Source organism: Streptomyces sp. NPDC085927 (assembly GCF_044540975.1).
GTDB lineage: Bacteria > Actinomycetota > Actinomycetes > Streptomycetales > Streptomycetaceae > Streptomyces > Streptomyces hirsutus.
On the sequence record NZ_JBITSN010000007.1, the window covers coordinates 249,682 to 273,184 of the forward strand.

Annotated in this window: 21 protein-coding genes and 2 tRNA genes; 18 read left to right on the plus strand and 5 right to left on the minus strand. The window is 70.7% G+C overall.

Annotation, left to right across the window (positions count from 1 at the left end):
• The first annotated feature begins 28 nt into the window (after window positions 1-28).
• Window positions 29-913, plus strand: coding sequence for a GNAT family N-acetyltransferase (locus tag ACIF80_RS20825; RefSeq protein WP_399806545.1), 885 nt, complete (start codon window positions 29-31; stop codon window positions 911-913).
• 26 nt (window positions 914-939) lie between these two features.
• On the opposite strand, the gene ACIF80_RS20830 is transcribed toward ACIF80_RS20825, so the two are convergent.
• On the minus strand, window positions 940-1,464 hold the full coding sequence (locus tag ACIF80_RS20830; protein ID WP_399806547.1) for a DsbA family protein: 525 nt from the start codon (window positions 1,462-1,464) through the stop codon (window positions 940-942).
• Window positions 1,465-1,749: 285 nt separating this feature from the next.
• Here ACIF80_RS20830 and ACIF80_RS20835 point away from each other — a divergent pair, with 285 nt between their 5' ends.
• On the plus strand, window positions 1,750-2,211 hold the full coding sequence (locus ACIF80_RS20835) for a hypothetical protein (RefSeq protein WP_399806550.1): 462 nt from the start codon (window positions 1,750-1,752) through the stop codon (window positions 2,209-2,211).
• A 203-nt stretch (window positions 2,212-2,414) separates the two neighbouring features.
• A complete protein-coding gene (locus ACIF80_RS20840) occupies window positions 2,415-2,567 on the plus strand; it encodes a hypothetical protein (protein ID WP_167353808.1) in 153 nt (50 codons plus the stop codon).
• A gap of 134 nt (window positions 2,568-2,701) precedes the next feature.
• Here the strand turns inward: ACIF80_RS20840 and ACIF80_RS20845 are convergent, their stop codons facing one another.
• Window positions 2,702-3,262 carry a CGNR zinc finger domain-containing protein gene (locus tag ACIF80_RS20845; protein ID WP_399806553.1) on the minus strand — a complete coding sequence of 187 codons (561 nt, stop codon included), beginning with the start codon at window positions 3,260-3,262 and terminating at the stop codon, window positions 2,702-2,704.
• 276 nt (window positions 3,263-3,538) lie between these two features.
• Window positions 3,539-3,952, minus strand: a complete 414-nt coding sequence (locus ACIF80_RS20850; RefSeq protein WP_004002642.1) for an SsgA family sporulation/cell division regulator — start codon at window positions 3,950-3,952, stop codon at window positions 3,539-3,541.
• 191 nt (window positions 3,953-4,143) lie between these two features.
• Between ACIF80_RS20850 and ACIF80_RS20855 the strand changes: the two genes are divergently transcribed.
• The 11 genes from ACIF80_RS20855 to ACIF80_RS20905 all read left to right on the plus strand — a co-directional run bounded on the left by ACIF80_RS20855 (window position 4,144) and on the right by ACIF80_RS20905 (window position 15,322).
• Window positions 4,144-4,605, plus strand: coding sequence for a TIGR02611 family protein (locus ACIF80_RS20855; RefSeq protein WP_399806555.1), 462 nt, complete (start codon window positions 4,144-4,146; stop codon window positions 4,603-4,605).
• 78 nt (window positions 4,606-4,683) lie between these two features.
• Window positions 4,684-4,755, plus strand: a tRNA-Val gene (locus ACIF80_RS20860).
• Window positions 4,756-5,179: 424 nt separating this feature from the next.
• Window positions 5,180-6,481 (plus strand): ABC transporter substrate-binding protein, encoded by a 1,302-nt coding sequence (locus tag ACIF80_RS20865; protein ID WP_399806557.1) that lies wholly within the window; start codon window positions 5,180-5,182, stop codon window positions 6,479-6,481.
• Window positions 6,481-7,482, plus strand: a complete 1,002-nt coding sequence (locus ACIF80_RS20870) for a carbohydrate ABC transporter permease (protein ID WP_399806559.1) — start codon at window positions 6,481-6,483, stop codon at window positions 7,480-7,482. Before ACIF80_RS20865 ends, ACIF80_RS20870 begins: the two co-directional genes overlap by 1 nt.
• Window positions 7,479-8,411: a carbohydrate ABC transporter permease gene (locus ACIF80_RS20875; protein WP_399806562.1), complete on the plus strand. Its 933-nt coding sequence runs from the start codon at window positions 7,479-7,481 to the stop codon at window positions 8,409-8,411. The genes ACIF80_RS20870 and ACIF80_RS20875 overlap by 4 nt, the downstream gene beginning before the upstream one ends.
• A 12-nt stretch (window positions 8,412-8,423) precedes the next feature.
• Window positions 8,424-9,023 carry a hypothetical protein gene (locus ACIF80_RS20880; RefSeq protein WP_399806564.1) on the plus strand — a complete coding sequence of 200 codons (600 nt, stop codon included), beginning with the start codon at window positions 8,424-8,426 and terminating at the stop codon, window positions 9,021-9,023.
• A 99-nt stretch (window positions 9,024-9,122) separates the two neighbouring features.
• Entirely contained in the window at window positions 9,123-11,858 is a 2,736-nt protein-coding gene (locus tag ACIF80_RS20885; RefSeq protein WP_399806566.1) for a Tat pathway signal sequence domain protein, read from the plus strand.
• A 38-nt stretch (window positions 11,859-11,896) separates the two neighbouring features.
• Window positions 11,897-12,346 (plus strand): SRPBCC family protein, encoded by a 450-nt coding sequence (locus ACIF80_RS20890; RefSeq protein WP_399806569.1) that lies wholly within the window; start codon window positions 11,897-11,899, stop codon window positions 12,344-12,346.
• Window positions 12,347-12,385: 39 nt separating this feature from the next.
• A tRNA-Val gene (locus ACIF80_RS20895) sits at window positions 12,386-12,457 on the plus strand.
• 249 nt (window positions 12,458-12,706) lie between these two features.
• Window positions 12,707-14,683 (plus strand): threonine--tRNA ligase, encoded by a 1,977-nt coding sequence (gene thrS / locus ACIF80_RS20900; RefSeq protein ID WP_399806572.1) that lies wholly within the window; start codon window positions 12,707-12,709, stop codon window positions 14,681-14,683.
• 90 nt (window positions 14,684-14,773) lie between these two features.
• A complete protein-coding gene (locus ACIF80_RS20905) occupies window positions 14,774-15,322 on the plus strand; it encodes an HIT family protein (RefSeq protein ID WP_399806575.1) in 549 nt (182 codons plus the stop codon).
• A 63-nt stretch (window positions 15,323-15,385) separates the two neighbouring features.
• Here the strand turns inward: ACIF80_RS20905 and ACIF80_RS20910 are convergent, their stop codons facing one another.
• Window positions 15,386-17,041, minus strand: a complete 1,656-nt coding sequence (locus ACIF80_RS20910; protein WP_399806577.1) for a hypothetical protein — start codon at window positions 17,039-17,041, stop codon at window positions 15,386-15,388.
• 305 nt (window positions 17,042-17,346) lie between these two features.
• Window positions 17,347-19,542 carry an elongation factor G-like protein EF-G2 gene (locus tag ACIF80_RS20915; protein WP_399806580.1) on the minus strand — a complete coding sequence of 732 codons (2,196 nt, stop codon included), beginning with the start codon at window positions 19,540-19,542 and terminating at the stop codon, window positions 17,347-17,349.
• 374 nt (window positions 19,543-19,916) lie between these two features.
• Here ACIF80_RS20915 and pgsA point away from each other — a divergent pair, with 374 nt between their 5' ends.
• The 4 genes from pgsA to ACIF80_RS20935 all read left to right on the plus strand — a co-directional run bounded on the left by pgsA (window position 19,917) and on the right by ACIF80_RS20935 (window position 23,371).
• Window positions 19,917-20,606 (plus strand): phosphatidylinositol phosphate synthase, encoded by a 690-nt coding sequence (gene pgsA, locus ACIF80_RS20920; RefSeq protein ID WP_055594606.1) that lies wholly within the window; start codon window positions 19,917-19,919, stop codon window positions 20,604-20,606.
• The gene (locus tag ACIF80_RS20925; protein WP_399806584.1) at window positions 20,603-21,535 is read left to right on the plus strand and encodes a phosphatidylinositol mannoside acyltransferase; all 933 of its coding nucleotides are present in this window, start codon (window positions 20,603-20,605) and stop codon (window positions 21,533-21,535) included. Before pgsA ends, ACIF80_RS20925 begins: the two co-directional genes overlap by 4 nt.
• Entirely contained in the window at window positions 21,532-22,695 is a 1,164-nt protein-coding gene (locus ACIF80_RS20930; RefSeq protein ID WP_399806586.1) for a glycosyltransferase family 4 protein, read from the plus strand. Before ACIF80_RS20925 ends, ACIF80_RS20930 begins: the two co-directional genes overlap by 4 nt.
• Window positions 22,696-22,819: 124 nt before the next feature.
• Window positions 22,820-23,371: a hypothetical protein gene (locus tag ACIF80_RS20935; protein ID WP_399806589.1), complete on the plus strand. Its 552-nt coding sequence runs from the start codon at window positions 22,820-22,822 to the stop codon at window positions 23,369-23,371.
• Window positions 23,372-23,503: the final 132 nt, after the last annotated feature.

Here is a 23,503-nt window from a genome sequence, read left to right on the forward strand (position 1 = left end):
GGGCGGCCGCAGGGGTAGAACACCTGTGATGACCACGACCCTGCGGCCGGCCGAGCCGCTCCAGCAGAATCCCGACGGCACGCGCTCCCGCCACTACCAGGTGTGCGTCAACAGCCGTCCCGTCGGACGCATACACATCGGTACGCATCCCGTCTTCGGTGGCGCCGTGGCCCGGATCATGAGCCTGCGGATCGAGGAGCCGGACCGCAGGCGCGGCCGGGGCACGGTGGCCGCGCTCGCCGCCGAGGAGATCGCCCGTGGCTGGGGCTGTCGCCGCATCGAGGCCACGGTCCCCGCCGAAGCCGAAGCCGGTGACGGAGCCGGAGGGGCGGAGACCCGGTCGGCCGGGTCCGGTGCCCCTGCCGGGCCCGCGTTCCGCCTCGCCACGGCGCTCGGCTACGTCGTGCGCAACTACAGCATGGAGAAGGCGCTGGGGGACGTCCCGCCCGCCCTGCCGGAGGGCAGTCGCGGACGGCCGATGACCGAGGCCGAGTTCGGCCCCTGGTCGGTCAGGAGCGAGGCGGAGTACGCGCGGGACTGGATCGAGCGCGGTGTCCCGGAGACCGAGGCGCGGGCCAAGGCGGCCAAGGACCACGCCGCCCTGCTCCCCGACGGACGGGACTCGGAGGGCATGCTCCTCAGTGTCCTCGAACACGGGGACACACCCGTGGGCACGCTGTGGCTCGCGGTACGCGCGGACCAGGCGTACGTGTTCGACGTCGAGGCCGACGCCGCACACCGCGGCCGGGGGCACGGACGGTCCCTCATGCTGCTCGCCGAGGCGCAGTCGATCGCCGCGGGAAAACGCGCCATCGGTCTCAACGTCTTCGCGGGCAACACCCCGGCGGAGCGGCTTTACGCGTCGCTCGGTTACAGGACGAGGCGGTACGCGATGTACAAGCACCTGCTGTAGGGGCCGGGGCCGGGGGAGCTCCTCGGTCAGCCGTCCTGCTCGGCGAGGAGCCGGTCCGCGATCTCCTCGACGCGTTCACGCAGGCCTTCCTGGCTCTTGCCGCCGTCGAGGCGCTCGCCGCCGATGACATAGGTCGGGGTGCCGGTCACCCCGATCGCCTTGCCCTCGGCCTGGTCGGCGTCCACGATCAGGATGTGCCGGCCGTCGATCAGCGCGGTGTCGAACTCCTCGGCGTCCAGTCCGAGTTCCCGGGCGACCTCGACCAGGAAGGGTTCTCCCGCACGGCTCAGTTCCTCGACCCGTCCCAGGACGGCCTCGACGTAGGCCCAGCCCTGCCCCTGCTCGGCCGCCTCCTCCGAGGCCTGGGCGGCGGCGAAGGCGTGCTTGTGCTTCTCCAGCGGGAAGTGCCGCAGCCGCAGCTCCAGACGGTCGCCGTACCGGGCGCGCAGGGCGCGGAGATCGTCGAGGGCGTCACGGCAGTCGGGGCACTGCAGCTCGCACCACACGTCGAGTACGGGGGCCGCGGCGCGGGCGGGGGAGGAGTCACTCATGACCGACAGTCTTCCAGCCCCGCGCCCCGGTACCCAATCGGACCTGTCGCCCGTCCGGCCCGGGGTCTTCCGTGCGGACCGGGCTGTATCAGGCACCGGGACCCGCGAGCCCGGCGTGATCCGGACGACGGGCCCCGGGGGAGTACACCGCACCGGCACCTGCGGAGGAGCCGACCCGGAGATGTCCCTGATCTGCGGCCGGAACATGGCCCGGCGGGGTCCGGAAGGTGCAGGATGGAAGGGACGAAGTGCCCGATGCCACCGAACCCCTGCCTGGAGGACCGGATGATTGCCGAGACCGTCTGCTCCGCCGTGTCCGCGGCAGGCCTGGGCATCGCGCTGGTCACGGCCTACCGCAAGCGCTTCCTCACCGCGACCCGCATCGCCGCCTATGCGCTCGTTCCCATCGGCCTGGTGATGACCGGTGTCGTCGAGTGGCTGGCCGACACCGCCTTCAGCCCCACGGCCTGGGCGGGCTTCGGCGTGCTGGGCCTGTCCTGGGTGCTGTTCATGACCACGCGCGCGGTGGAGCGCCGGCGCGGCGGCACCCGCCAGGAGCGGAAGGAACGCAAGCAGCAGCGCCGGACGGCCGGGGCGCCCGCACAGCCCGGGGCAGTGGCCCCCACGGCCTCGGCCCCCTCCCTGGGCCCCGGCTCCCGCCCGGCGGCGACCCGCCCCACGGCCGCGCCCAAGAGCGACGACGACTTCAGCGACATCGAGGCGATCCTCAAGAAGCACGGCATATGAAGCCGTCCCGGGCGGACGCGCCGCACCGCGGATGACGGAGTGACGCGGGAGCGGGAGGGAACGGACCGAAGCGTCACAGGCGGTCCCGGAATGTGCGCGAACGATCACAACTCGGACGAGGGATCGCGGAAACCGCGCCCTCGCGTTCAGTCCGTGAGTGGTGATCGCATCGGGCGCTCCCGATGCGTCATGATCCCCGCGAGATGCTGGACACGACACAGAGCGAGGCCGCGCCGCCGCAGGACGAGCCGCGTGGATGCCTCTTCGCCCTTTCCCAGCCACCGCTGATGATCTTCCTTGCGGTGATCGGGTGTCTGCTGCTCACGGCTGCCCTGCACGACCTGCTCTGGCTGTGAGCCGTACCCGCGGTACCCGGCGCCACCCGTCGGGACCGCGTCGGCATCGCAACGTCGCCCGCCCGTACGGCCGGCTCACACGACTCGGCCGGTTCGGCCCGGCCCGGAGGGCGGCCCCGGCCCGCTGCGTCCGCTCAGCCCGCCGCCTCCTTGCGGCGTGCGCGGTACGCGGCGACGTGCAGGCGGTTGCCGCAGGTGCGGCTGTCGCAGTAGCGGCGGGAGCGGTTGCGGGAAAGATCGACGAAGGCGTGCCGGCAGTCCGGGGCCTCGCAGCGCCGCAGCCGTTCCTGCTCGCCGGCGACCACGAAGAACGCCAGTGCCATCCCGCAGTCCGCCGCCAGGTGATCGGCGACCGAGGCGCCGGGGGCGAAGTAGTGCACGTGCCAGTCGTAGCCGTCGTGGTTGGTGAGCCGGGGCGTGGTGCCCGCGGCCGCGATCAGCTCGTTGATCAGTTTGGCGGCGCTGTGGGCGTCGGGAGCGGCGAAGACCGACGCGAACCGTCCGCGGATCCTGCGTACCGCCGACAGGTCGAACTCCGTGAGGACCCCGACCTCGCTGACCTCGTGGCTGCGCACGAAGGCCTCGAGAGCCGGGAGGTCCGGCAGCCCGTCCGGTACCGAGTCGTCCTCCGGCGCGGAGTTCACCAGATCCACCACGGTGTCCAGCGCGCACCGGGTGTCGTGGGTGATCAGCACGATTCGCTCCCTGGCCTGAGGGTCGGGCGGGCGCCCGCCGATGCTGGCCGATGGTAGTGGCTCCAGCGAGCCCATGAGCGCTTCTCGCCCGCACGCGGCTCGGAGGGCCGCGGAGGAACGGTCCCGCCGGTGTTCCGTGCCGGAGCTCGCGCGCAGCACAACGGCGCCGCCCGCGGTGTCCCGCGGCGTCGGCGCCGTTGTGTGCCGTTGCACGGCGGTCAGGGCCCGAGCCGTCACCCCGAGTCGACGGCGTCGGGCAGCTTGGTGAACCCTCGCCTAGCTTTCCGCCAGGATGTGCGAGAGCTCCTGATCGAGATCGAAGTGCCGGTGTTCCGTGCCGGGAGGCACGGCGGCGTCCGTACGCTTCAGGAAGGACTCCAGAGCCCGTGCCGGGGCCTCGAGCAGAGCCTCTCCCTCCGGAGAGCTCAGGGCGATGCAGACGACGCCCTGACCATGACTGCGCGACGGCCAGACGCGGACGTCGCCGGTGCCCGTGGGGCGGTGAAGCCCCTCGGCGAGGAGGTCGCGGGCGAACACCCACTCGACGGTCTCCTCGGCTCCGGTGTGGAAAGTGGCGTGCACGGCGTAGGGGTCGGCCGTGTCGTACCGCAGGCCTGCGGGGACAGGCAGGGAGGACTCGCTCGACACAACGAGGCGCAGGTGCAGCTCGCAGCTGACCGTGGTGTTCATAAGCGCCAGGGCCTTTCGCTCAGTGTGCGCTCGGGGATTCGCACGTCGGCGAAATCGACATGCCACCTACGGTGCCGTTGTAAACCCCTCTGAGTGTTTTGCATGGGTTTACGTAACTCAACCGGCCGAAAGATCGTTCGCGAACTGAGCCCGTTCCGGTGAAGTGAGGGGCTCCGGTAGTGTTTGGCCGTATGAACACGGGGAGTGACACACCCGGCGAGGCGGCCGTGACGGCGGATCGAGCGGGGATGGACAGGGCTGACCAGACAACGGACGAACGGGCGCTGGGCTCCAGGGCGCCGGCCTTCGTCAAAGCGCGCCGCACCCTGCACCTGAGCTGGCAGGTGGGGGTCTTCGTCGTGGGGCTCGCGGTCGTGGTGGCCGGCGCCGCCATGCTGGTGCTCCCCGGCCCGGGCTGGGTGGTGATCTTCGGCGGCATGGCGATCTGGGCGACCGAGTTCGTCTGGGCCCAGCTGGTGCTCCGGTGGACCAAGCGCAAGGTCACCGAGGCGGCGCAGCGCGCACTCGATCCCCGGGTGCGGCGCCGGAACATCATCCTGACCACCGTCGCCCTCGTGATCGGGACCGTGCTGGCCGGGATCTACCTGTGGAAGTTCGGCCTCGTGATGCCCTGGAAGATCGAGAACCAGTGAGCCGCGGCGGGGGCGCGGCCGCCGGTCCCCGCCCGTCACAGGCACTCCCTGACATGGGGTAATGTTCTTCCTGCGTCCGGGCGATTAGCTCAGTGGGAGAGCGCTTCGTTCACACCGAAGAGGTCACTGGTTCGAACCCAGTATCGCCCACCGGATCGCGCCGCGGCCCGGCTCACCGACAGTGAGCCGGGCCGCGGCGCGTCTGTGTGTCCCCGGCCGTCGCGCGGGTGCGTGGTGGTGAGGCCGCGCGATGCCTCCGCCCGGTGTCCCAGGCCTGCCCGACGGATGATGCGGCCACCCTGTCCGCGCCGCTCTTCATCCAACCGTGACCTTCCGGGTCCCGCGCTCCGGCGGGCCCGGCGGTGTTCGGTCCGTCGGTCGGGCCGCGTGGACCTGGGTGTTTCCGTCCGTCTCCGCCGAAGGGGTGCGAGCCGTGGCGGCTCCCGCTCGGCCGGTGTGCCCGTCCATTCCTGTCCGAATCATTGACGCGCTCGTGGGTCCTCCGTACTTTGTGCCAGCAAGCGCTTACTTGAAACGATTCATGAGGCGGACGCGACGTCGCGGGGAGGCTCGTATGCAGCAGGGCGGGAATGCGGAGAGGCAGGCCGGGAGGCGGACGGTCCTCAAGGCGGCGGGAGCCTCGCTGGCCGTCGCGGGGCTGGGCACCACGGCCACCGCGTGCGGCGACGGAAGCGGGTCGAGCAATGGGAACGTGACGCTCCGTTACTCCTGGTGGGGTGCCGAGGACCGGGCCGAGCGCATCAACAAGACCATCGCGCTCTTCGAGAAGAAGTACCCGAAGATCAAGATCAAGACCGACTTCCAGCCGTACCCCGACTTCTGGAAGAAGTTCAACACGCAGGCCTCCGGAGGGAATCCGCCGGACGTATTCCAGAATGCCATCGGATTCCTCCGCAAATACGACGCGAAGAATGTGCTGCTCGATCTCCACGGGCAGGTGAAGGCCGGCAACCTCTCCATGGACGGCTTCCGCGCGGGTCTGGAGAAGTTCGGCGAGGTCGACGGCAAGCTCCTCGGCGTGCCCGTGGGGTCGAACTCGCTGGCCCTGGTCATCGACAAGCCCGTCTACGCCCGGGCCGGCGTCAAGCCGGAACAGGGATGGACCTGGGACGACTTCGACGAGGCGATGACGAAGATCCGCGACAGGGCGGGCCGGGCCGGGGACAGCGGCATGTACGGCGTCATGTACCTCTACGACCTGTATCTGCGGCAGAACGGCAAGGCGTTCTTCACCGAGGACGGCCTGGGCTTCACCGAGGCGGATCTGACCCGGTGGTGGACCAAGGCCGAGAAGGGCGTCAGGACCGGCCTGTTCGCCGACCCGAAGAAGGTCGCCCAGATCAAGCCCAAGTCGGCGCTCTCCGCCGAACTCGCCGGAAGCGAGTTCACCTGGGACAACTTCACCGTCCGCTACACCTCCGAGGGCAAGAGCGAGTACGGCCTCGCGCCCATCCCGACCACGGACGGCAGGAAGACCGGCCAGTACCTCGGCTCCCTGATGCTCAGCGCCTCCAAGCGAACCCAGCACCCCAAGGAAGTCGCCCAGTTCATCGACTTCATGGTGCACGATCCCGAGGTCGCCAAGATCATGGGATACGACCGCGGTGTGCCCACCACGCAGGCCCAGTTCGACGCGTACCGGCCGACCGACCCGGTCAACAAGGCGATCGCGGCCTACGAGGAGTCCCTCGTCGAGTCGGGCGTCCTGGAGCCCATCACCCCGCACCCGAACGGCGCCGACATCTGCGAGGCCGCGTTCCTGCGCATCGCCGAGGAGCTGGGCCTGGGCAAGCGCTCCGTGGCGGACGCCGTCAAGCAGTTCTTCACCGAGTCGAAGACGGCTCTCGCCGGCTGATGGGAAGCGCCGTGACACACGCCCCTGCGACGGAGGACCTCACCAGGGACTCCGAGCCGCGGCACGGTCCGGTGAAGTCCCCGCGCCCCGCCGCCCTCAAGCGGCGGGGCCGCCGGGAGAACCTGGCCGGCTACCTCTTCATGTCCCCCTGGATCGCCGGGTTCCTGCTGCTGACGGCGGGCCCGATGGCCGCCTCGCTCTACTTCGCGTTCACCGACTACAACCTGTTCGACGCCCCCCGGTGGATCGGCCTGGACAACTTCTCCGAGATGTTCGCCGACCCGCGCTGGCGCCACTCGGTGCAGGTCACGCTCTGGTACGTGGTCGTGGGTACGCCGATCAAGCTGATCGCGGCGCTCGGGGTGGCGCTGCTGCTGGCCCAGAAGCGGCGCGGGCAGGCCTTCTACCGGGCCGCCTTCTACGCGCCGTCGCTGATCGGGGCGAGCGTCTCCGTCGCCATCGTGTGGAAGGCGATCTTCTCCGACGACGCGATCGTCGACCGCACGCAGAAGCTCTTCGGCGTCGACGCCGGCGGCTGGACCGGCGACCCGGACCTGATCATCTACAGCCTGGTGGCGCTCACCGTCTGGCAGTTCGGCGCCCCCATGGTCATCTTCCTGGCCGGCCTGAAGCAGGTGCCGCGCGAGCTGTACGAGGCGGCGGACGTCGACGGAGCGGGCAGACTCCGGCAGTTCTGGAACATCACCCTGCCGATGATCTCCCCGGTCCTCTTCTTCAACGTGCTGCTGGAGACCATCCACTCCTTCCAGATCTTCAGCTCGGCCTACATCGTCGGCGGCGGCGCCGGAGGCAACGCCTGCGGTCCCGCGGACGGAACCATGGTCTACACCTGTTACCTGTACGTCCAGGGCTTCGAGAACAGCCGGATGGGCCTGGCCTCCGCGATGGCGTGGATGCTGCTGGTCGCGGTCGCCCTGGTCACCGCGGTGCTCTTCTGGTCCCAGAAGAGCTGGGTGCACTACGAGGAGGGCGGCCGATGAGCTCCCCCGATCTCCCGACTTCGCCCGGTCAGGGGTCACCCCCACCGGCCACCGACGCCACACCGGCCCGGTCCACGAGGGCGGGGGCCCTGCGGCGCCGTCTGCCCGGCTCGCTCGCCTGGCACATCGGGTCGCTGGCGATCCTCGCGGTGATCCTCTACCCGGTCATCTGGGTCATCGGCGGGTCCTTCAAGAACAGCGAGGACATCGTCGGCAGCCTGGACCTCTTCCCGGCCGACCCGATCACCGCCAACTACACCAGCCTCGCCGACGGCATCGCGGACATCCGGATCTCCACGTTCTTCGCCAACTCGCTCTTCCTCGCCGTCGGCTCGGTGATCGGGATCGTGGTGTCCTGCTCACTGACCGCCTATGCCTTCGCGAAGATCAGGTTCACCGGCCGCAACCTGCTCTTCACCCTGATGATCGGCACCCTGCTGCTGCCGTACCACGTGCTGCTCATCCCGCAGTACGTGCTCTTCCGCAACATGGACATGATCAACACGTACACCCCGCTCCTGCTGGGGAAGTACCTGGCCACGGAGGCGTTCTTCGTCTTCCTGATGGTGCAGTTCATGCGCAACCTGCCCAGGGAGCTCGACGAGGCGGCACGCCTGGACGGCTGCGGGCACTTCCGCATCTACTGGTCGATCGTGCTCCCGCTGTGCCGGCCGGCCCTGATCACCAGCGCCATCTTCACCTTCATCAACGCCTGGAACGACTTCATGGGCCCGCTGATCTACCTCAACGAGCCCGGCAAGTACACCGTTTCGCTCGGCCTGAAGATGTTCGTCGACCAGGAAGGGCTGGCGAACTACGGCGGCATGATCGCCATGTCCCTGGTCGCGCTGCTGCCGGTGCTGGCCTTCTTCCTGGCCTTCCAGCGCTACCTCATCGACGGCATGGCCACGTCCGGTCTGAAGGGCTGAGGTGAACCGATCATGACCGAGGCGCCCACCGGAACCCGTGCCGCACGCGGCGAGTCACCGCTCGCCGGGAAGTTCGCCCTGTTCGCCGAGTGCCTGCTCACCGGGGTGTGGATCGCGCTGGCCTCGCTGCCACTGGTCACCTACCCCGCCGCGTTCGCGGCCGGCTCGCGGCACCTCGGGCGGCAGTTGGCCCATGAGCGCGGCGGGCTGCGGGAGTTCACGGCCGACTTCCGGTCGGCGCTGCGCGGCGGATGGCTCGTCGGACTCGCCGGGTGGGCCGCCCTCGCCGTGGTCTGGGTGGACGTACGGGCCGTACGGGCCGGACTGCCGGGCGGCGAGCTCGTGGGCGCCGTCGGCGTGCTCGCCCTGATCACGGCAGTCGTCGCCGGGCTGCGCGCGGCGGCCTCCTGGCGGCCCGGGGCCTCCTGGCGGTCGCTGTGCGCGCAGGCCGCCCGCCGCACCGTGCTCGATCCCGCCGGATCCTTCCTGATCGTCGGCGGGCTGGCCGTGGTGGTCTGCTCCGCCTGGTTCAGCGCGCCGCTCGCCCTGCCCGTCCTGGGCGCGGTCGCGGCGGCGGCCGTCGCCGTGGAGGAGCGCCACCGGCACCGCTGACGGGCGGTGCCTTCCGTACCAGGGACGGTGCCCCGGCACCGCGCCCCCGCCTGTCATGCCCTTGACATCCCCTTGCGTCCCGCACGGAAAGGAAAGGCCATGTCCCCCATCCCCCGCAGGTCCCTCCTGAAGGCAGCCGCCGTCGCAGGCGCCGCCGCCCAGTTCAGCCGGTCCCTCGGCAGCCGCGACGCCGCCGCCGCACCGAGAACCGAGAACGCCGGCGACGACCCCGTGACCCTGGACTGGCTCGAGGACGGCGGCCTCGGCGCGGCACCCGGATCCACCGTCGGCGTGCCCTGGCCCAAAGGCGTCCACCACGACGACCGGACCTTCGCGCTGACCGACGCCGACGGCAGGGCCGTACCCGTACAGTCCTGGCCGCTCGCCCACTGGCCGGACGGCTCCCTCAAGTGGACCGCGCACGCGGTGAGCTCCGGCACCGGCAAGCTCACCCTGACCGCCGGCACCCCCGCGGCCCCGCGGAAGAAGGTCACCGTCGACCGGCGCGGCGGCACCATCGACATCTCGACCGGTGTCATCACCGCGCGAATCGGCAGATCCGGCACCACCCTCGTCAAGTCCGTCACCCGCGGCTCGACCGAGATCGCCAGGAACGGCCGCCTCGTCCTGCTGCGCCAGCCCGAGTTCGAGGACGGCGACCAGACCACCGTCAGGACCGAGCGCTTCGACGGCGCCATCGACGAGGTCACCGTCGAACAGACGGGACCGGTCCGCGCCGTCGTCCGCGTCGACGGCAAACACCGCAAGGGCCGCCGCAGTTGGCTGCCCTTCTCCATCCGCCTCTACTTCTACGCCGGTGCCGACTCCTTCCGCATGGTGCACACCATCACCTACGACGGACAACAGGAACCCGGCAGGGCGAGCGGCGACTTCATCCGCGGCATCGGCGTCCGCTTCACCGTGCCCCTGCGCGACGAGTCCTACGACCGGCACATCCGCATCGGCGGCGAGGGCACAGGACTGCTGCGCGAGGCCGTCAAGAGCATCACCGGACTGCGCCGCGACCCGGGCGCCGCCGTGCAGGCCGCCCAGTTCGCGGGCGAGAAGCTGCCCGACCCCGCCACCTGGGACCAGCGGGTCACCACCCGCCTGCAGTACATCCCCGAATGGGGCGACTACACCCTCTCCCAGCTCTCCGCCGACGGCTTCGCCCTGCGCAAGCGCACCAAGAAGGGCTACGGCTGGATCGGCGCCGGCGGCGGACGGCGCGCCTCCGGCTTCGGCTACGTCGGCGGAGTCAGCGGCGGACTCTCCTTCGGCCTGCGCGACTTCTGGGAGAAGCACCCCGCCCAGCTCGACATCCGCGACGCCCACACCGACGCGGCCGAGGTCACCCTCTGGCTCTGGTCGCCGGAGGCGCAGCCCATGGACCTGCGCTTCTACCACGACGGCATGGGTCAGGACACCTTCCCCGAACAGCTCGAAGGCCTCAACATCACCTACGAGGACTACGAACCCGAGTTCGGCACCCCCTACGGCATCGCCCGCACCTCCGAACTCCTCTTCTGGGCCAACGAGTCGACCCCGAACGCCGAGAAACTCGCCCAACAGGTCGAGGCCGTCCGCGTCCTGCCGCAGCTCGCCGCGCCGCCGAAGCAGCTCATCGGCGCCAAGGTGTTCGGCCCCGGTCTGTTCTCCGCACCCGACCGCTCCACCCCGGCCAAGGCGAAGATCGAGGACCACCTCGACTTCCTCTTCACCTACTACAAGGACCAGGTGGAGATGCGCCGTTGGTACGGCTTCTGGGACTACGGCGACATCATGCACACCTACGACACCGTCCGCCACCAGTGGCGCTACGACGTCGGCGGCTACGCCTGGGACAACTCCGAACTCTCGCCCGACCTCTGGCTCTGGTACGCCTACCTGCGCTCCGGCCGCGCCGACATCTTCCGCTTCGCCGAGGCGATGACCCGGCACACCGGCGAGGTCGACGTCTACCACCTGGGCAAGTGGGCCGGCCTCGGCACCCGGCACGGCGTCCAGCACTGGGCCGACAGCGCCAAACAGCAGCGCATCGCCAACACCACCTACCGGCGCTACTACTACTTCCTCACCGCCGACGAACGCGTCGGCGACCTCATGCACGCCAACGTGGACTCCGACGAGACCTTCCTCGTCCTCGACCCCATCCGCAAGATCCGCACCGAGCCGTACACCCCCGACCGGCACGCCCTGTCCATCGGCTTCGGCACCGACTGGAGCGGCCTGGTCTCGGCCTGGCTCACCGAATGGGAACGCCGGGGCCCGAAATGGGAGAAGGCGAAGGCGCGCGTCCTGTCCACCATGGAGACCATCGCGGCCCAGCCCAACGGATTCGTCCAGGGCACCGGGCTGTACGACCTGGACACCGGGAAGTTCGCGATCGCCGAGGAACCCGTGGTCGGCGTCTCCCATTTGTCGGCCGTCTTCGGCCTGAACGAACTGTGCGCCGAACTCATCGACCTGGTCGACATGCCGGCCTTCAACGAGGCGTACTACGACTACTGCCGCTACTTCAACGCGAGCAAGACGGAACAGGCCGAGCGCTACGGATCCAACTTCGGCAGCCTGATCCTCTTCCAGGGCCACTCCCGCCTGGACGCCTACGCCGCCGTGCAGACCGGTGACGAGAAACTGGCCAAGAGGGCCTGGGAGAAGTTCTACGACTCCGACGGTTACAAGGAGTCGGCACCCTGGAGGACCGAGAAGGTGACCGGACCGACCGCCCTGGTCGCCGGCAGTGAGGCCACCTGGGTGTCCACCAACGACACCGCGCTCTACGGCCTCGCCGCCATCGAGAACCTCGCCCTGCTGGGAGACCGGATGCCCTAGCAAGCCGTACGGCGGGCGCGGGCGGGCACACTCCCTCCATGGACCGGAACCATTACCGCTTCCGCAGCCTGTGGAGCCTGCCCGCGCCCGCCGGACCGGTGTACCGCGCCCTGGAGCGCATCGAGGACTATCCCCGCTGGTGGCCGCAGGTGCGTGAGGTGACCCGGCTCGACACCACCGGCGGGGTCGCCCGGATCCGCTCCGTCCTGCCCCTCGACCTGACGACGACCGTGCGGGAGGAACGGCGCGACCCCTTGGCCGGAGTCCTCGAAGTACGCCTGTCCGGGGACCTCGACGGCTGGGCCCGCTGGACCGTCACCCCCGCCGGCCCCGGCGGCACGCACGCCCGCTACGACCAGGAGGTCGACGTCCGCAAACCCCTGCTGCGCCGCCTCGCCGTGCCCGGACGTCCCCTCTTCCACGCGAACCACGCCCTGATGATGCGCTCCGGCCGGCGCGGGCTGGCCGCGCACCTCCAAGCGGTTTGAACCAAGCCCGCCCGGCCCTGTATCGTTCGGTCCGTTCCCGGGCGATTAGCTCAGTGGGAGAGCGCTTCGTTCACACCGAAGAGGTCACTGGTTCGAACCCAGTATCGCCCACCGGGAAAGCCGGTCCGCCTCAGGCGGACCGGCTTCTTTGCGCTCGGGGCCGCGTGCCCGGAAAAAATCCCGCACCACCCACGTCGCCAACGGCGGCCACTGGGACGGCGCGAGGGGCCCGGGCCGGGACGGCGGCACCCGGGGCCACGGGCAATGATTTCGACCTGCACCGGTCCGGGTCGGTACGATCGCACCCATGCGTGCGCTCAGGTATGGCGCCGCAGCCCAGCCTTCAGTCAGGAGAGACCGGTGTCAGACGTCCGTGTGATCATCCAACGCGATTCCGAGCGGGAAGAACGCGTGGTGACGACGGGCACCACGGCCGCCGAGCTCTTCGCCGGCGAGCGCTCGGTCGTCGCCGCGCGTGTGGCCGGTGAGCTCAAGGACCTCGCCCACGAGGTCGGCGACGGCGACACCGTCGAAGCCGTCGAGATCTCGTCCCCGGACGGCCTCGACATCCTGCGCCACTCCACCGCGCACGTCATGGCCCAGGCCGTGCAGGAGCTGTTCCCCGAGGCCAAGCTGGGCATCGGCCCGCCGGTCAAGGACGGCTTCTACTACGACTTCGACGTCGAGAAGCCGTTCACGCCCGATGATCTCAAGGCCATCGAGAAGAAGATGCAGGAGATCCAGAAGCGCGGCCAGCGCTTCTCGCGCCGCGTGGTGACCGACGACGCCGCCCGCGAGGAGCTCGCCGGCGAGCCGTACAAGCTCGAGCTGATCGGCCTCAAGGGCTCCGCGTCGCACGACGACGGCGCGGACGTCGAGGTCGGCGCCGGCGAGCTGACGATCTACGACAACCTCGACGCCAAGACCGGCGACCTGTGCTGGAAGGACCTCTGCCGCGGTCCCCACCTGCCGACCACCCGCAACATCCCGGCGTTCAAGCTGATGCGCAACGCCTCGGCGTACTGGCGCGGCAGCGAGAAGAACAAGCAGCTCCAGCGCATCTACGGCACCGCCTGGCCGTCCAAGGACGAGCTGAAGGCGCACCTGGAGTTCCTCGCCGAGGCCGAGAAGCGCGACCACCGCAAGCTCGGCTCCGAGCTGGACCTGTTCTCCATCCCGGAGCAGATCGGCTCCGGCCTCGCCGTCTTCCACCCCAAGGGCGGCATCATCCGCCGGGTCATGGAGGACTACTCGCGGCGCCGCCACGAGGAGGAGGGCTACGAGTTCGTCTACACCCCGCACGCGACGAAGGGGAAGCTCTTCGAGACCTCGGGCCACCTGGACTGGTACGCCGACGGCATGTACCCGCCCATGCAGCTCGACGAGGGCGTGGACTACTACCTCAAGCCCATGAACTGCCCGATGCACAACCTGATCTTCGACGCGCGCGGCCGCTCCTACCGCGAACTGCCCCTGAGGCTCTTCGAGTTCGGCACGGTCTACCGCTACGAGAAGTCGGGCGTCGTGCACGGCCTGACCCGGGCCCGCGGCTTCACCCAGGACGACGCGCACATCTACTGCACCCGCGAGCAGATGGCGGAGGAGCTCGACAAGACGCTCACCTTCGTGCTCGGCCTGCTGCGCGACTACGGCCTGACCGACTTCTACCTGGAGCTGTCCACCAAGGACCCGGAAAAGTTCGTCGGCACCGACGAGGCATGGGAAGAGGCCACCGAGACACTGCGCCAGGTCGCCGAGAAGCAGGGACTGCCGCTGGTCCCGGACCCGGGCGGTGCCGCCTTCTACGGCCCGAAGATCTCCGTGCAGACCAAGGACGCCATCGGCCGCACCTGGCAGATGTCGACCATCCAGCTCGACTTCAACCTGCCGGAGCGCTTCGACCTGGAGTACACGGCCGCGGACGGCTCCAAGACCCGCCCGGTCATGATCCACCGTGCGCTGTTCGGCTCGATCGAGCGGTTCTTCGCGGTGATGCTGGAGCACTACGCGGGCGCCTTCCCGGCGTGGCTCGCGCCGGTACAGGCGGTGGGCATCCCGGTGGGCGACGCCCACGTGGAGTACCTGGAGAAGTTCGCCGCGGACGCGAAGCGCAAGGGCCTGCGCGTCGAGGTGGACTCCTCCTCGGACCGCATGCAGAAGAAGATCCGCACGCAGCAGAAGCTCAAGGTCCCGTTCATGATCATCGTCGGGGACGACGACATGAACGCGGACACCGTGTCGTTCCGCTACCGCGACGGTTCACAGGAGAACGGCATTCCGCGTGACGAGGCCATCGCCAAGCTCGTCGACGTGGTGGAGCGTCGCGTTCAGGTGTGACGTGGTCCCCGCCGCTGCGGGGCTTCAGGCCCCCGGGATCTGTCCCGGGGGCCTTTCCGGCCCACCGCCCCGACGCCATATGCTGCACGTATGACGAGTGAGCCGGAGCAGCAGATCGGAGTGGGCACGCAGGACGCGTTCCAGCGTCTGTGGACGCCCCACCGGATGGCCTACATCCAGGGCGAGAACAAGCCGAGCGGCCCGGGCGCCGACGACGGCTGTCCCTTCTGCTCCATCCCGGCCAAGTCCGACGAGGACGGGCTGATCATCAAGCGCGGCGAGCTGGTCTACACGGTGCTCAATCTGTACCCGTACACCGGTGGCCACCTCATGGCCGTGCCGTACCGCCACGTCGCCGACTACACGGATCTCACGACGGCGGAGACGGCGGAGCTCGCCGAGTTCACCAAGCACGCGATGAGCGCCCTGCGCGCCGCCTCCGGTGCGCACGGCTTCAACATCGGCATGAACCAGGGCACGGTCGCGGGCGCCGGCATCGCCGCGCACCTGCACCAGCACGTCGTGCCCCGCTGGGGCGGCGACACCAATTTCATGCCCGTCGTCGGCCACACGAAGGTGCTGCCGCAACTGCTGGGCGACACCCGCAAGATGCTCGCGGAGGCCTGGCCCACGGCGTGATCCGCCCGTTCGGCGACGGGCGGGACAACAGCCTCGGCGACTGCCCCGCCCACGGCCGGAGGCCTACGCGTCGTACACGTCGGCCTTCTTGGGCGCAGCGTCCTGGATCGCCCCGCTGAGGGACGAGGACCGGGCACCGAACTTCTCCGTGTCCACACCGTTCTCCTTCAGCACCTTGATCGCCGCCGAGTGCACCGCCCGGAGGACCGGCGTGGCCGCGCGCAGCGCGTCGTCGGCCATGAAGCGGTGCCGCCACGGCTTGTCCGCCCAGGCGTGCCGCAGCCCGAAGGGCTCGGGCAGCGAGAGCTTGCCGCCCAGCCAGTAGAGCAGCGGCGGGTACCAGGTCAGCGGCGCACGGGCGGCCAGGCGCACCACCTCGTCGGTGTCGACCAGCGGGAGCTTCACCGTCCGGGTCTCCCAGAACTTGACCGACTTCTGGACGCTCTTCTCCTTGGCCGCCGGCTTGCTCGTGAACAGGGAGTGCACCGGGCCCAGGGCATGCCCGGTGACCTCGATGCGCAGCGTCTCGTGCAGCACCGTCACCGTGATCAGCATGGTGATGACCAACTGGCCGTCCCACAGGGTCCACTGCACGCCCAGGTAGTGCCGGTCGCCCGCGCCGAACTGCTGGTTGTTGCAGATCTCCTGTATGGCGTGCGACTTGATCTGGTACGCCTCGACGTCGGTGCCCTCGGGCCGGGACACCGCGTCCGCGTTCTCCCCGATCGGGGTGACGATCCAGTGCCGCACCGTCGGCTTGGGGAAGCCGCCGGTGTGCAGCGGGCCGCGCTCCAGCATGCGCAGCCGGTCGTGGACGGCCTTGATGACGTCCCAGCTGCGGAACGGGTTGATCTCCCGGTCCGGGTCGATCGGGAGCAGCTCCTCGGCGAGCTGCCAGCTGCCCCAGCGCGTGCCCATGCCGAGTATCCCCTTGGGCCCGGCGTAGAACACGGAGTTGGACTGCTGCTCGGCGCTGAGCCGGGCCAGCGACTGCCGCAGCTCCTCGGCGGCCGTCTCGCCGGGGCTGCTCGGCACCGCCTCGGGCACCTTGGCGCCCACGCTGCCGCCGGAGAGGAGGCTGCTCCAGCGCTCCCTGAGGTCGTGCGCCGTGCGCTCGCAGATCCGCTTGGCCCAGAACCAGCCGATCACCGGGGCGACGACACAAGCGCGCGCGTACCAGCCCCAGAATCCGTCGAAGGGCATCCGGAGCAGGAAGACCACGGCGAGGAGCCCCATCGCGACCAGCAGCGTGGTGGCGAGCGCGCCGGCCCGCTTGTCCTCGCGCCCGGCGATGGTGGTGCGGATCTGGAAGACCAGCAGCCAGACCAGCAGTCCGGGCAGGAACAGCACGCCGCACAGCACCATCACGGCGCTGAGCCAGTTGTCCCGCTCCCTGCGGATGCGGTGCGCCGCGAGGCTGTGCTCCACGACCACCTGCGGCTGGGTGCCGAAGGACTGGATGAGCGGTGCCCGCCCGGAACCCAGCATCCGGTCGATGACCGCCCGGGAGAACGCCTCGCCCAGATTCGGCCGGAACAGCGCGATCCGGGGCTTGCTGACGGACGACTTGTGCCACTCGCTGTTGGCCTTGAGTATCTCGTCGGCCTCGTTGTCCCGGTAGGCGGCCGAGGCCAGCGCGAACGTCGGGGTCTGCCCCGCGTCGCCGGTGCTCGGCACCTGCGGACCGAAGAACTCCGCGTAACCGCCCTCAACGGCCATTCCCGCCCCCGATCGCCGCGACTGTCGTCTTGCGGCCTTCCCGACTTCCTTGCTCCGCACACCTGTTGAACTGGTCTTCAGGGTATCCGCAGCCGAGGGCGTCCGTCGGTGGACGGCCGAAAGCCGCCTGCCGGTACGAAGGAAGGCCTCTCGGGGCGGGTTCCGTCGCTTCCGGAGCGTGTACGGGCGTATGTCCGGGCGTGGTGGTGCGCGGGCGCCCGCGGGACCGCCGGAGCGGTTCCGAGGGCGCCCGGCGCCGGATTCCGGGCCATGGCGACGAGGAGGAGGCCCGTGCCCGTCCGCCGTCAGGCGTTGAGTGCCTCCTCCTGGACCCGCTCGGCGACCTGCGTCGGCATCGGCTCGTGCCGCACGTACCGGCGGCTGAAGCGCGCGGTGCCATGGGAGAGAGCCCGCAGATCGACGCTGTACCGGCCGATCTCGATCTCCGGGACCTCGGCCCTGATGAGGGTGCGGCCGCCCACCGACTGCTCGGTGCCGAGCACCCGGCCGCGCCGGCCGGACAGATCGCTCATCACCGGGCCCACGTAGTCGTCACCGACCAGCACGCTCACCTCGGCCACCGGCTCCAGGAGATTGATCCGCGTGTCCGCGGCCGCCTCCCGCAGCGCCAGCGCGCCGGCCGTCTGGAAGGCCGCGTCGGAGGAGTCCACCGAGTGCGCCTTGCCGTCCCTCAGCGTCACCCGTACGTCGATCAGCGGGTGACCGGCCGCGACTCCCTTGGCGGCCTGGGCCCGTACGCCCTTCTCGACGGAGGGGATGAACTGCCGCGGCACCGCGCCGCCGACGACCTTGTCCACGAACTCGAGGCCCGAACCGCCCGGCAGCGGCTCCACGTCGATCTCGCAGATGGCGAACTGCCCGTGCCCGCCGGACTGCTTGACGTGCCGGCCGCGGCCGGCAGCCTTGCCGCCGAACGTCTCGCGCAGGGCCACCCGGTGGGGTACGACGTCCACCTGGACGCCGTACCGGCTGCGCAGGCGCTCCAGGGCCACGTCCGCGTGGGCCTCGCCCAGGCACCACAGGACCACCTGGTGGGTGTCCTGGTTGTGCTCCAGGCGCATGGTGGGGTCCTCCGCGACGAGGCGGGCCAGTCCCTGCGAGAGCTTGTCCTCGTCCGGTTTGCTGTGCGCCCGGATGGCCAGGGGCAGCAGCGGGTCGGGCATCTCCCAGGGCTCCACCAGCAGGGGGTCGTCCTTGTCGGACAGGGTGTCCCCGGTCTCCGCGCGGCCCAGCTTCGCCACGCACGCGAGATCGCCCGCGATGACGTGGGACACCGGGCGCTGCTGCTTGCCGAACGGTGTGGTCAGGGCGCCGATCCGTTCGTCGACGTCGTGGTCCTCGTGGCCCCGGTCGGCCAGCCCGTGCCCCGAGACGTGCACCGTCTGGTCGGCGCGCAGGGTGCCGGAGAACAGCCGGACCAGCGAGAGCCGCCCGACGTACGGGTCGGACGACGTCTTGACGACCTCCGCGACCAGCGGGGCGTCGGGGTCGCACGGGTTCAGCTCGCGCGGTGTGCCGTCGATGGTGGTCACGCGCGGTGTGCCGTGTTCCGGCGGGGTCGGGAAGCCGCCGGTGATCAGCCCCAGCAGTTCGACCGTGCCGAGGCCCTGGCGGGCTCCCTCGGCCGCGGGGGCGGCGGCCAGGACGGGGAAGAACACACCGCGCGCGACGGCCTTCTCCAGGTCCTCGATCAGGGTCTTGACGTCGCACGGCTCGCCGCCGAGGTAGCGGTCCATGAGGGTCTCGTCCTCGCTCTCCGCGATGATCCCCTCGATCAGCCGGTTGCGGGCCTCCTCGATCAGCGGCAGCCGGTCCGGGTCGGGCTCGTGCTCCTCGCGTTCGCCGGAGGAGTAGTCGAACAGCTTCTGGGTCAGCAGCCCGATCAGGCCCGTCACGGGCGCGTGCCCGTCAAGCCCCTGCGGACCGTGCAGCGGCAGGTACAGCGGCAGTACGGCGTCGGGGTCGTCCCCGCCGAACGTCTCCGCGCACACACGCGTCATCTCGGTGAAGTCCGCGCGTGCCGCCTCCAGGTGCGTGACGACGATGGCCCGCGGCATGCCGACGGCCGCGCACTCGTCCCACACCATGCGGGTGGAGCCGTCCACCCCGTCGGAGGCCGAGACGACGAAGAGGGCCGCGTCCGCCGCTCGCAGACCGGCCCTGAGTTCACCGACGAAGTCGGCGTATCCGGGAGTATCCAACAGGTTGATCTTGATGCCGTCCCATTCGAGGGGCACCAGGGAGAGCTGTACCGAGCGCTGCTGCCGGTGCTCGATGTCGTCGTAGTCGGAGACGGTGCCGCCGTCCTCCACCCGGCCCGCCCGGTTCACGGCCCCCGCGGTCAGTGCGAGAGCCTCCACCAAGGTCGTCTTGCCCGATCCGGAGTGGCCGACCAGCACCACATTCCGTACGGACGTGGGGTGGTCGGCCGCCTGTGCCCTTCCGGCGGCTCCGGTGTGTGTGTGCGCCTTGTCGCCCATGGTCCTGCCTCCCGTGCACGGTGAGGTCACTGTGGGCGCGGGCTCGCGGAATCCTCCCCGGGGCCTGCCCGGGGGCACCCCGAGCGGTGACGGCTCCGGCGACGCCCGCGGTCCTTCGAGCTTTCCACTCCCGTCACGGTGCGTCCATACGAAGGACGCGATCCCGCCTCCCCGCGCTGCCCGGCCGTGCCTTCGGGCACCCCGCAGCCGGCTCCGGCCGCGACTGCCGGCCCTGTCCGGTCCGGGGCCCGTGCGACGGCGGTTCCCGTACCGGGTCCTCGGGTGCCCGGCCGTCGGCCGCACGCGCGCGTGACTACGATGGGCCAGCCGGTGGCCAGTGGGGCCACGCGGCCACACCGACCGTCGGGAAGGCCATGCTGAACAAGTACGCGCGTGCATTTTTCACGCGTGTCCTCACACCGTTCGCCGCGTTTCTCATCCGGCGGGGGGTCAGCCCGGACACGGTCACGCTCATCGGCACCGCCGGTGTGGTCGCGGGCGCGCTGGTCTTCTACCCCATGGGCGAGTTCTTCTGGGGCACGGTCGTGATCACGCTGTTCGTGTTCTCCGACCTCGTCGACGGCAACATGGCCCGCCAGCTGGGCCGCTCCAGCCGCTGGGGGGCCTTCCTCGACTCCACCCTCGACCGGGTCGCCGACGGGGCCGTCTTCGGCGGCTTCGCCCTGTGGTACGCGGGCGGGGGCGACGACATCGTGCTGTGCGCCGTGTCGATCTTCTGCCTGGCCAGCGGCCAGGTGGTGTCGTACACCAAGGCGCGCGGCGAGTCGATCGGACTGCCGGTGGCCGTGAACGGGCTGATCGAGCGGGCCGAGCGGCTCGTGATCTCGCTGGTCGCGGCCGGTCTGGCGGGCCTGCACGCCTTCGGTGTACCCGGCATCCAGTACCTGCTGCCGGTCGCCCTGTGGATCGTCGCCGTCGGCAGCCTGATCACGCTGATCCAGCGGGTCGTCACGGTGCGCCGGGAGTCCGCCGAGGCGGAGGCCGCGGAGGAACAGGAGGCCGCCGGGGAGCAGGAGGCCCGCGGGAGCGGGGCCGCGAAGTGAGCGCGCGGGACCGCCTGAGCGACGCTCTGTACGGCGCCGGCTGGGCCACCGTCAGGAAGCTCCCCGAACCCGTCGCCGTGCGGCTCGGCCGGACCATCGCCGACCTCGCCTGGAAGCGGCGCGGCCAGGGCGTGCGGCGGCTGGAGAGCAACTACGCGCGCGTGGTGCCCGACGCGAGCCCCGAGCGGCTCGCCGAACTGTCCCGCGCGGGCATGCGTTCGTACCTGCGGTACTGGATGGAGTCCTTCCGGCTGCCCGCCTGGAGCCCGGAGCGCATCGCGAACGGCATCGACATCAAGGACATCCACCGGGTGACCGACGGCATGGCGGCCGGCAAGGGCGTCGTCCTCGCGCTGCCGCACCTCGCCAACTGGGATCTCGCGGGCGCCTGGGCCACCACCGGGCTCGGCATCCCGTTCACCACCGTCGCCGAGCGCCTGAAGCCGGAGACGCTGTACGACCGCTTTGTCGCCTACCGCGAGGGCCTCGGCATGGAGGTGCTCCCGCACAGCGGCGGCAGCGCGTTCGGCACGCTGGCCCGGCGGCTGCGCGACGGGGGACTGGTCTGCCTGGTCGCCGACCGCGACCTGTCGGCCTCCGGCGTGGAGGTCGAGTTCTTCGGGGAGACCGCGCGGATGCCGGCCGGCCCCGCCCTGCTCGCCCAGCACACCGGGGCGCTGCTGCTGCCGGCGACGCTCTGGTACGACGACTCGCCCGTGATGCGGGGCCGGGTCCATCCAGCGGTCCCGGTCCCCGAGTCGGGTACGCGGGCCGAGAAGACGTCCGTCATGACACAGGCGCTGGCCGACGCCTTCGCCACGGGGATCGCCGACCACCCGGAGGACTGGCACATGCTGCAGCGCTTGTGGCTCAAGGATCTCGATCCCGCGCGGGACCCCGAGCAGGACGCCCGGGAGGGGACCCCGTGAGGATCGGCATCGTCTGCCCGTACTCCTGGGACGTGCCGGGCGGCGTCCAGTTCCACATCCGCGACCTGGCCGAGTACTTCATCCGCCTCGGCCACGAGGTGTCCGTCCTCGCCCCGGCCGACGACGAGACCCCGCTGCCGCCGTACGTCGTCTCGGCCGGCCGCGCGGTGCCGGTGCCGTACAACGGCTCGGTGGCCCGGCTCAACTTCGGCTTCCTGTCGGCGGCCCGGGTGCGGCGCTGGCTCCACGAGGGCGCCTTCGACGTGATCCACATCCACGAGCCGACCTCGCCCTCGCTCGGTCTGCTGGCCTGCTGGGCGGCGCAGGGACCCATCGTCGCCACCTTCCACACGTCCAACCCGCGCTCCAGGGCCATGGTCGCCGCGTACTCCATCCTGCAGGCGGCACTGGAGAAGATCAGCGCACGGATCGCGGTGAGCGAGTACGCCCGCCGCACGCTCGTCGAACACCTCGGCGGTGACGCGGTGGTGATCCCGAACGGGGTGGACGTCGACTTCTTCGCCCGCGCCGAGCCCGAGCCCGAGTGGCAGGGCGACACGATCGGCTTCATCGGCCGCATCGACGAGCCCCGCAAGGGCCTGCCGGTGCTGATGCGCGCCCTGCCGGGGATCCTCGCCGCCCGCCCGCAGACGCGGCTGCTGGTCGCGGGGCGCGGCGACGAGAAGGAGGCGGTGGAGGACCTGCCCGCCGAACTCCGTTCCCGGGTCGAGTTCCTCGGCATGGTCAGCGACGAGGACAAGGCCCGCTTCCTGCGCAGCGTCGACCTGTACGTGGCGCCCAACACCGGCGGCGAGAGCTTCGGCATCATCCTGGTCGAGGCGATGTCCGCGGGGGCGCCGGTGCTCGCCTCCGATCTGGACGCCTTCGCCCAGGTGCTCGACCAGGGGGCGGCCGGCGAACTGTTCCCCAACGAGGACGCCGACGCGCTCGCCGAGGCCGCGGTACGCCTCCTGGGGGACCCGGGGCGGCGCGCGAAGCTGCGCGAGCGGGGCAGCGCCCACGTCCGCCGCTTCGACTGGTCGACCGTCGGCGCGGACATCATGTCCGTCTACGAGACGGTGACCGCCGGAGCGGCGGCGGTGGCGGCCGACGAGCGGACGACGGGGCTGTGGTCGCGCTTCGGGCTGGCGAGGGACTGAGAGCAGTCGTCCGGCCGGGCCCGGCCGTGACGGCCCGCGCCTCCGGTGAACGGCGACGAGCGGGGGCGCCGGCACCCCGAGGACGCCGGGCACCCGGCCGGGCGGGCGCGGCGTCCCGGTAGCCTTGCCGCCCGTGACCGCAACCCTGATCTGGATCCTTGTCGCCCTCGTCGCGATCGGCCTCTACCTGAGCTGGACGGCGGGGCGGCTGGACCGGCTGCACGCCCGGATCGACGCCGCCCGCGCCGCACTGGACGCGCAGTTGCTGCGCCGCGCCTCCGTGGCCCAGGAACTGGCCACGTCAGGGGTGCTCGACCCCGCCGCCTCGATCGTGCTCTACGAGGCCGCGCACGCCGCGCGGCAGGCGGTGGAGGAGCAGCGGGAGGTCGCCGAGAGTGAACTGAGCCAGGCACTGCGGGCCGTTTTCGCCGAGTCGCAGCAGGTGGACGCGGTCAAGGAGGCGCCCGGGGGAGAGGCCGCGGCCGTGGAACTCGCCGAGGCGGTCCGCAGGGTGCCCATGGCCCGCCGTTTCCACAACGACGCCGTACGGGCCGCACGCGCCCTGCGCCGGCACCGGAAGGTGCGCTGGTTCCGGCTGGCGGGACACGCGCCGTTCCCGATGGCGTTCGAAATGGACGACGAACCCCCGGCCGCCCTGATCGAACGCGCGGCCTAGGGCCCGTCCCGCGTCTCCGGCACGGTCCGCCGGCCGGGCCCCGGCCGGCGGCACTCACCGGGAGGGCGGCAGGGAGTTCCGCCCAAAACGATCCACCGCCTCTCCATTGGCTCTTGCTGTGGACTGCTCCGT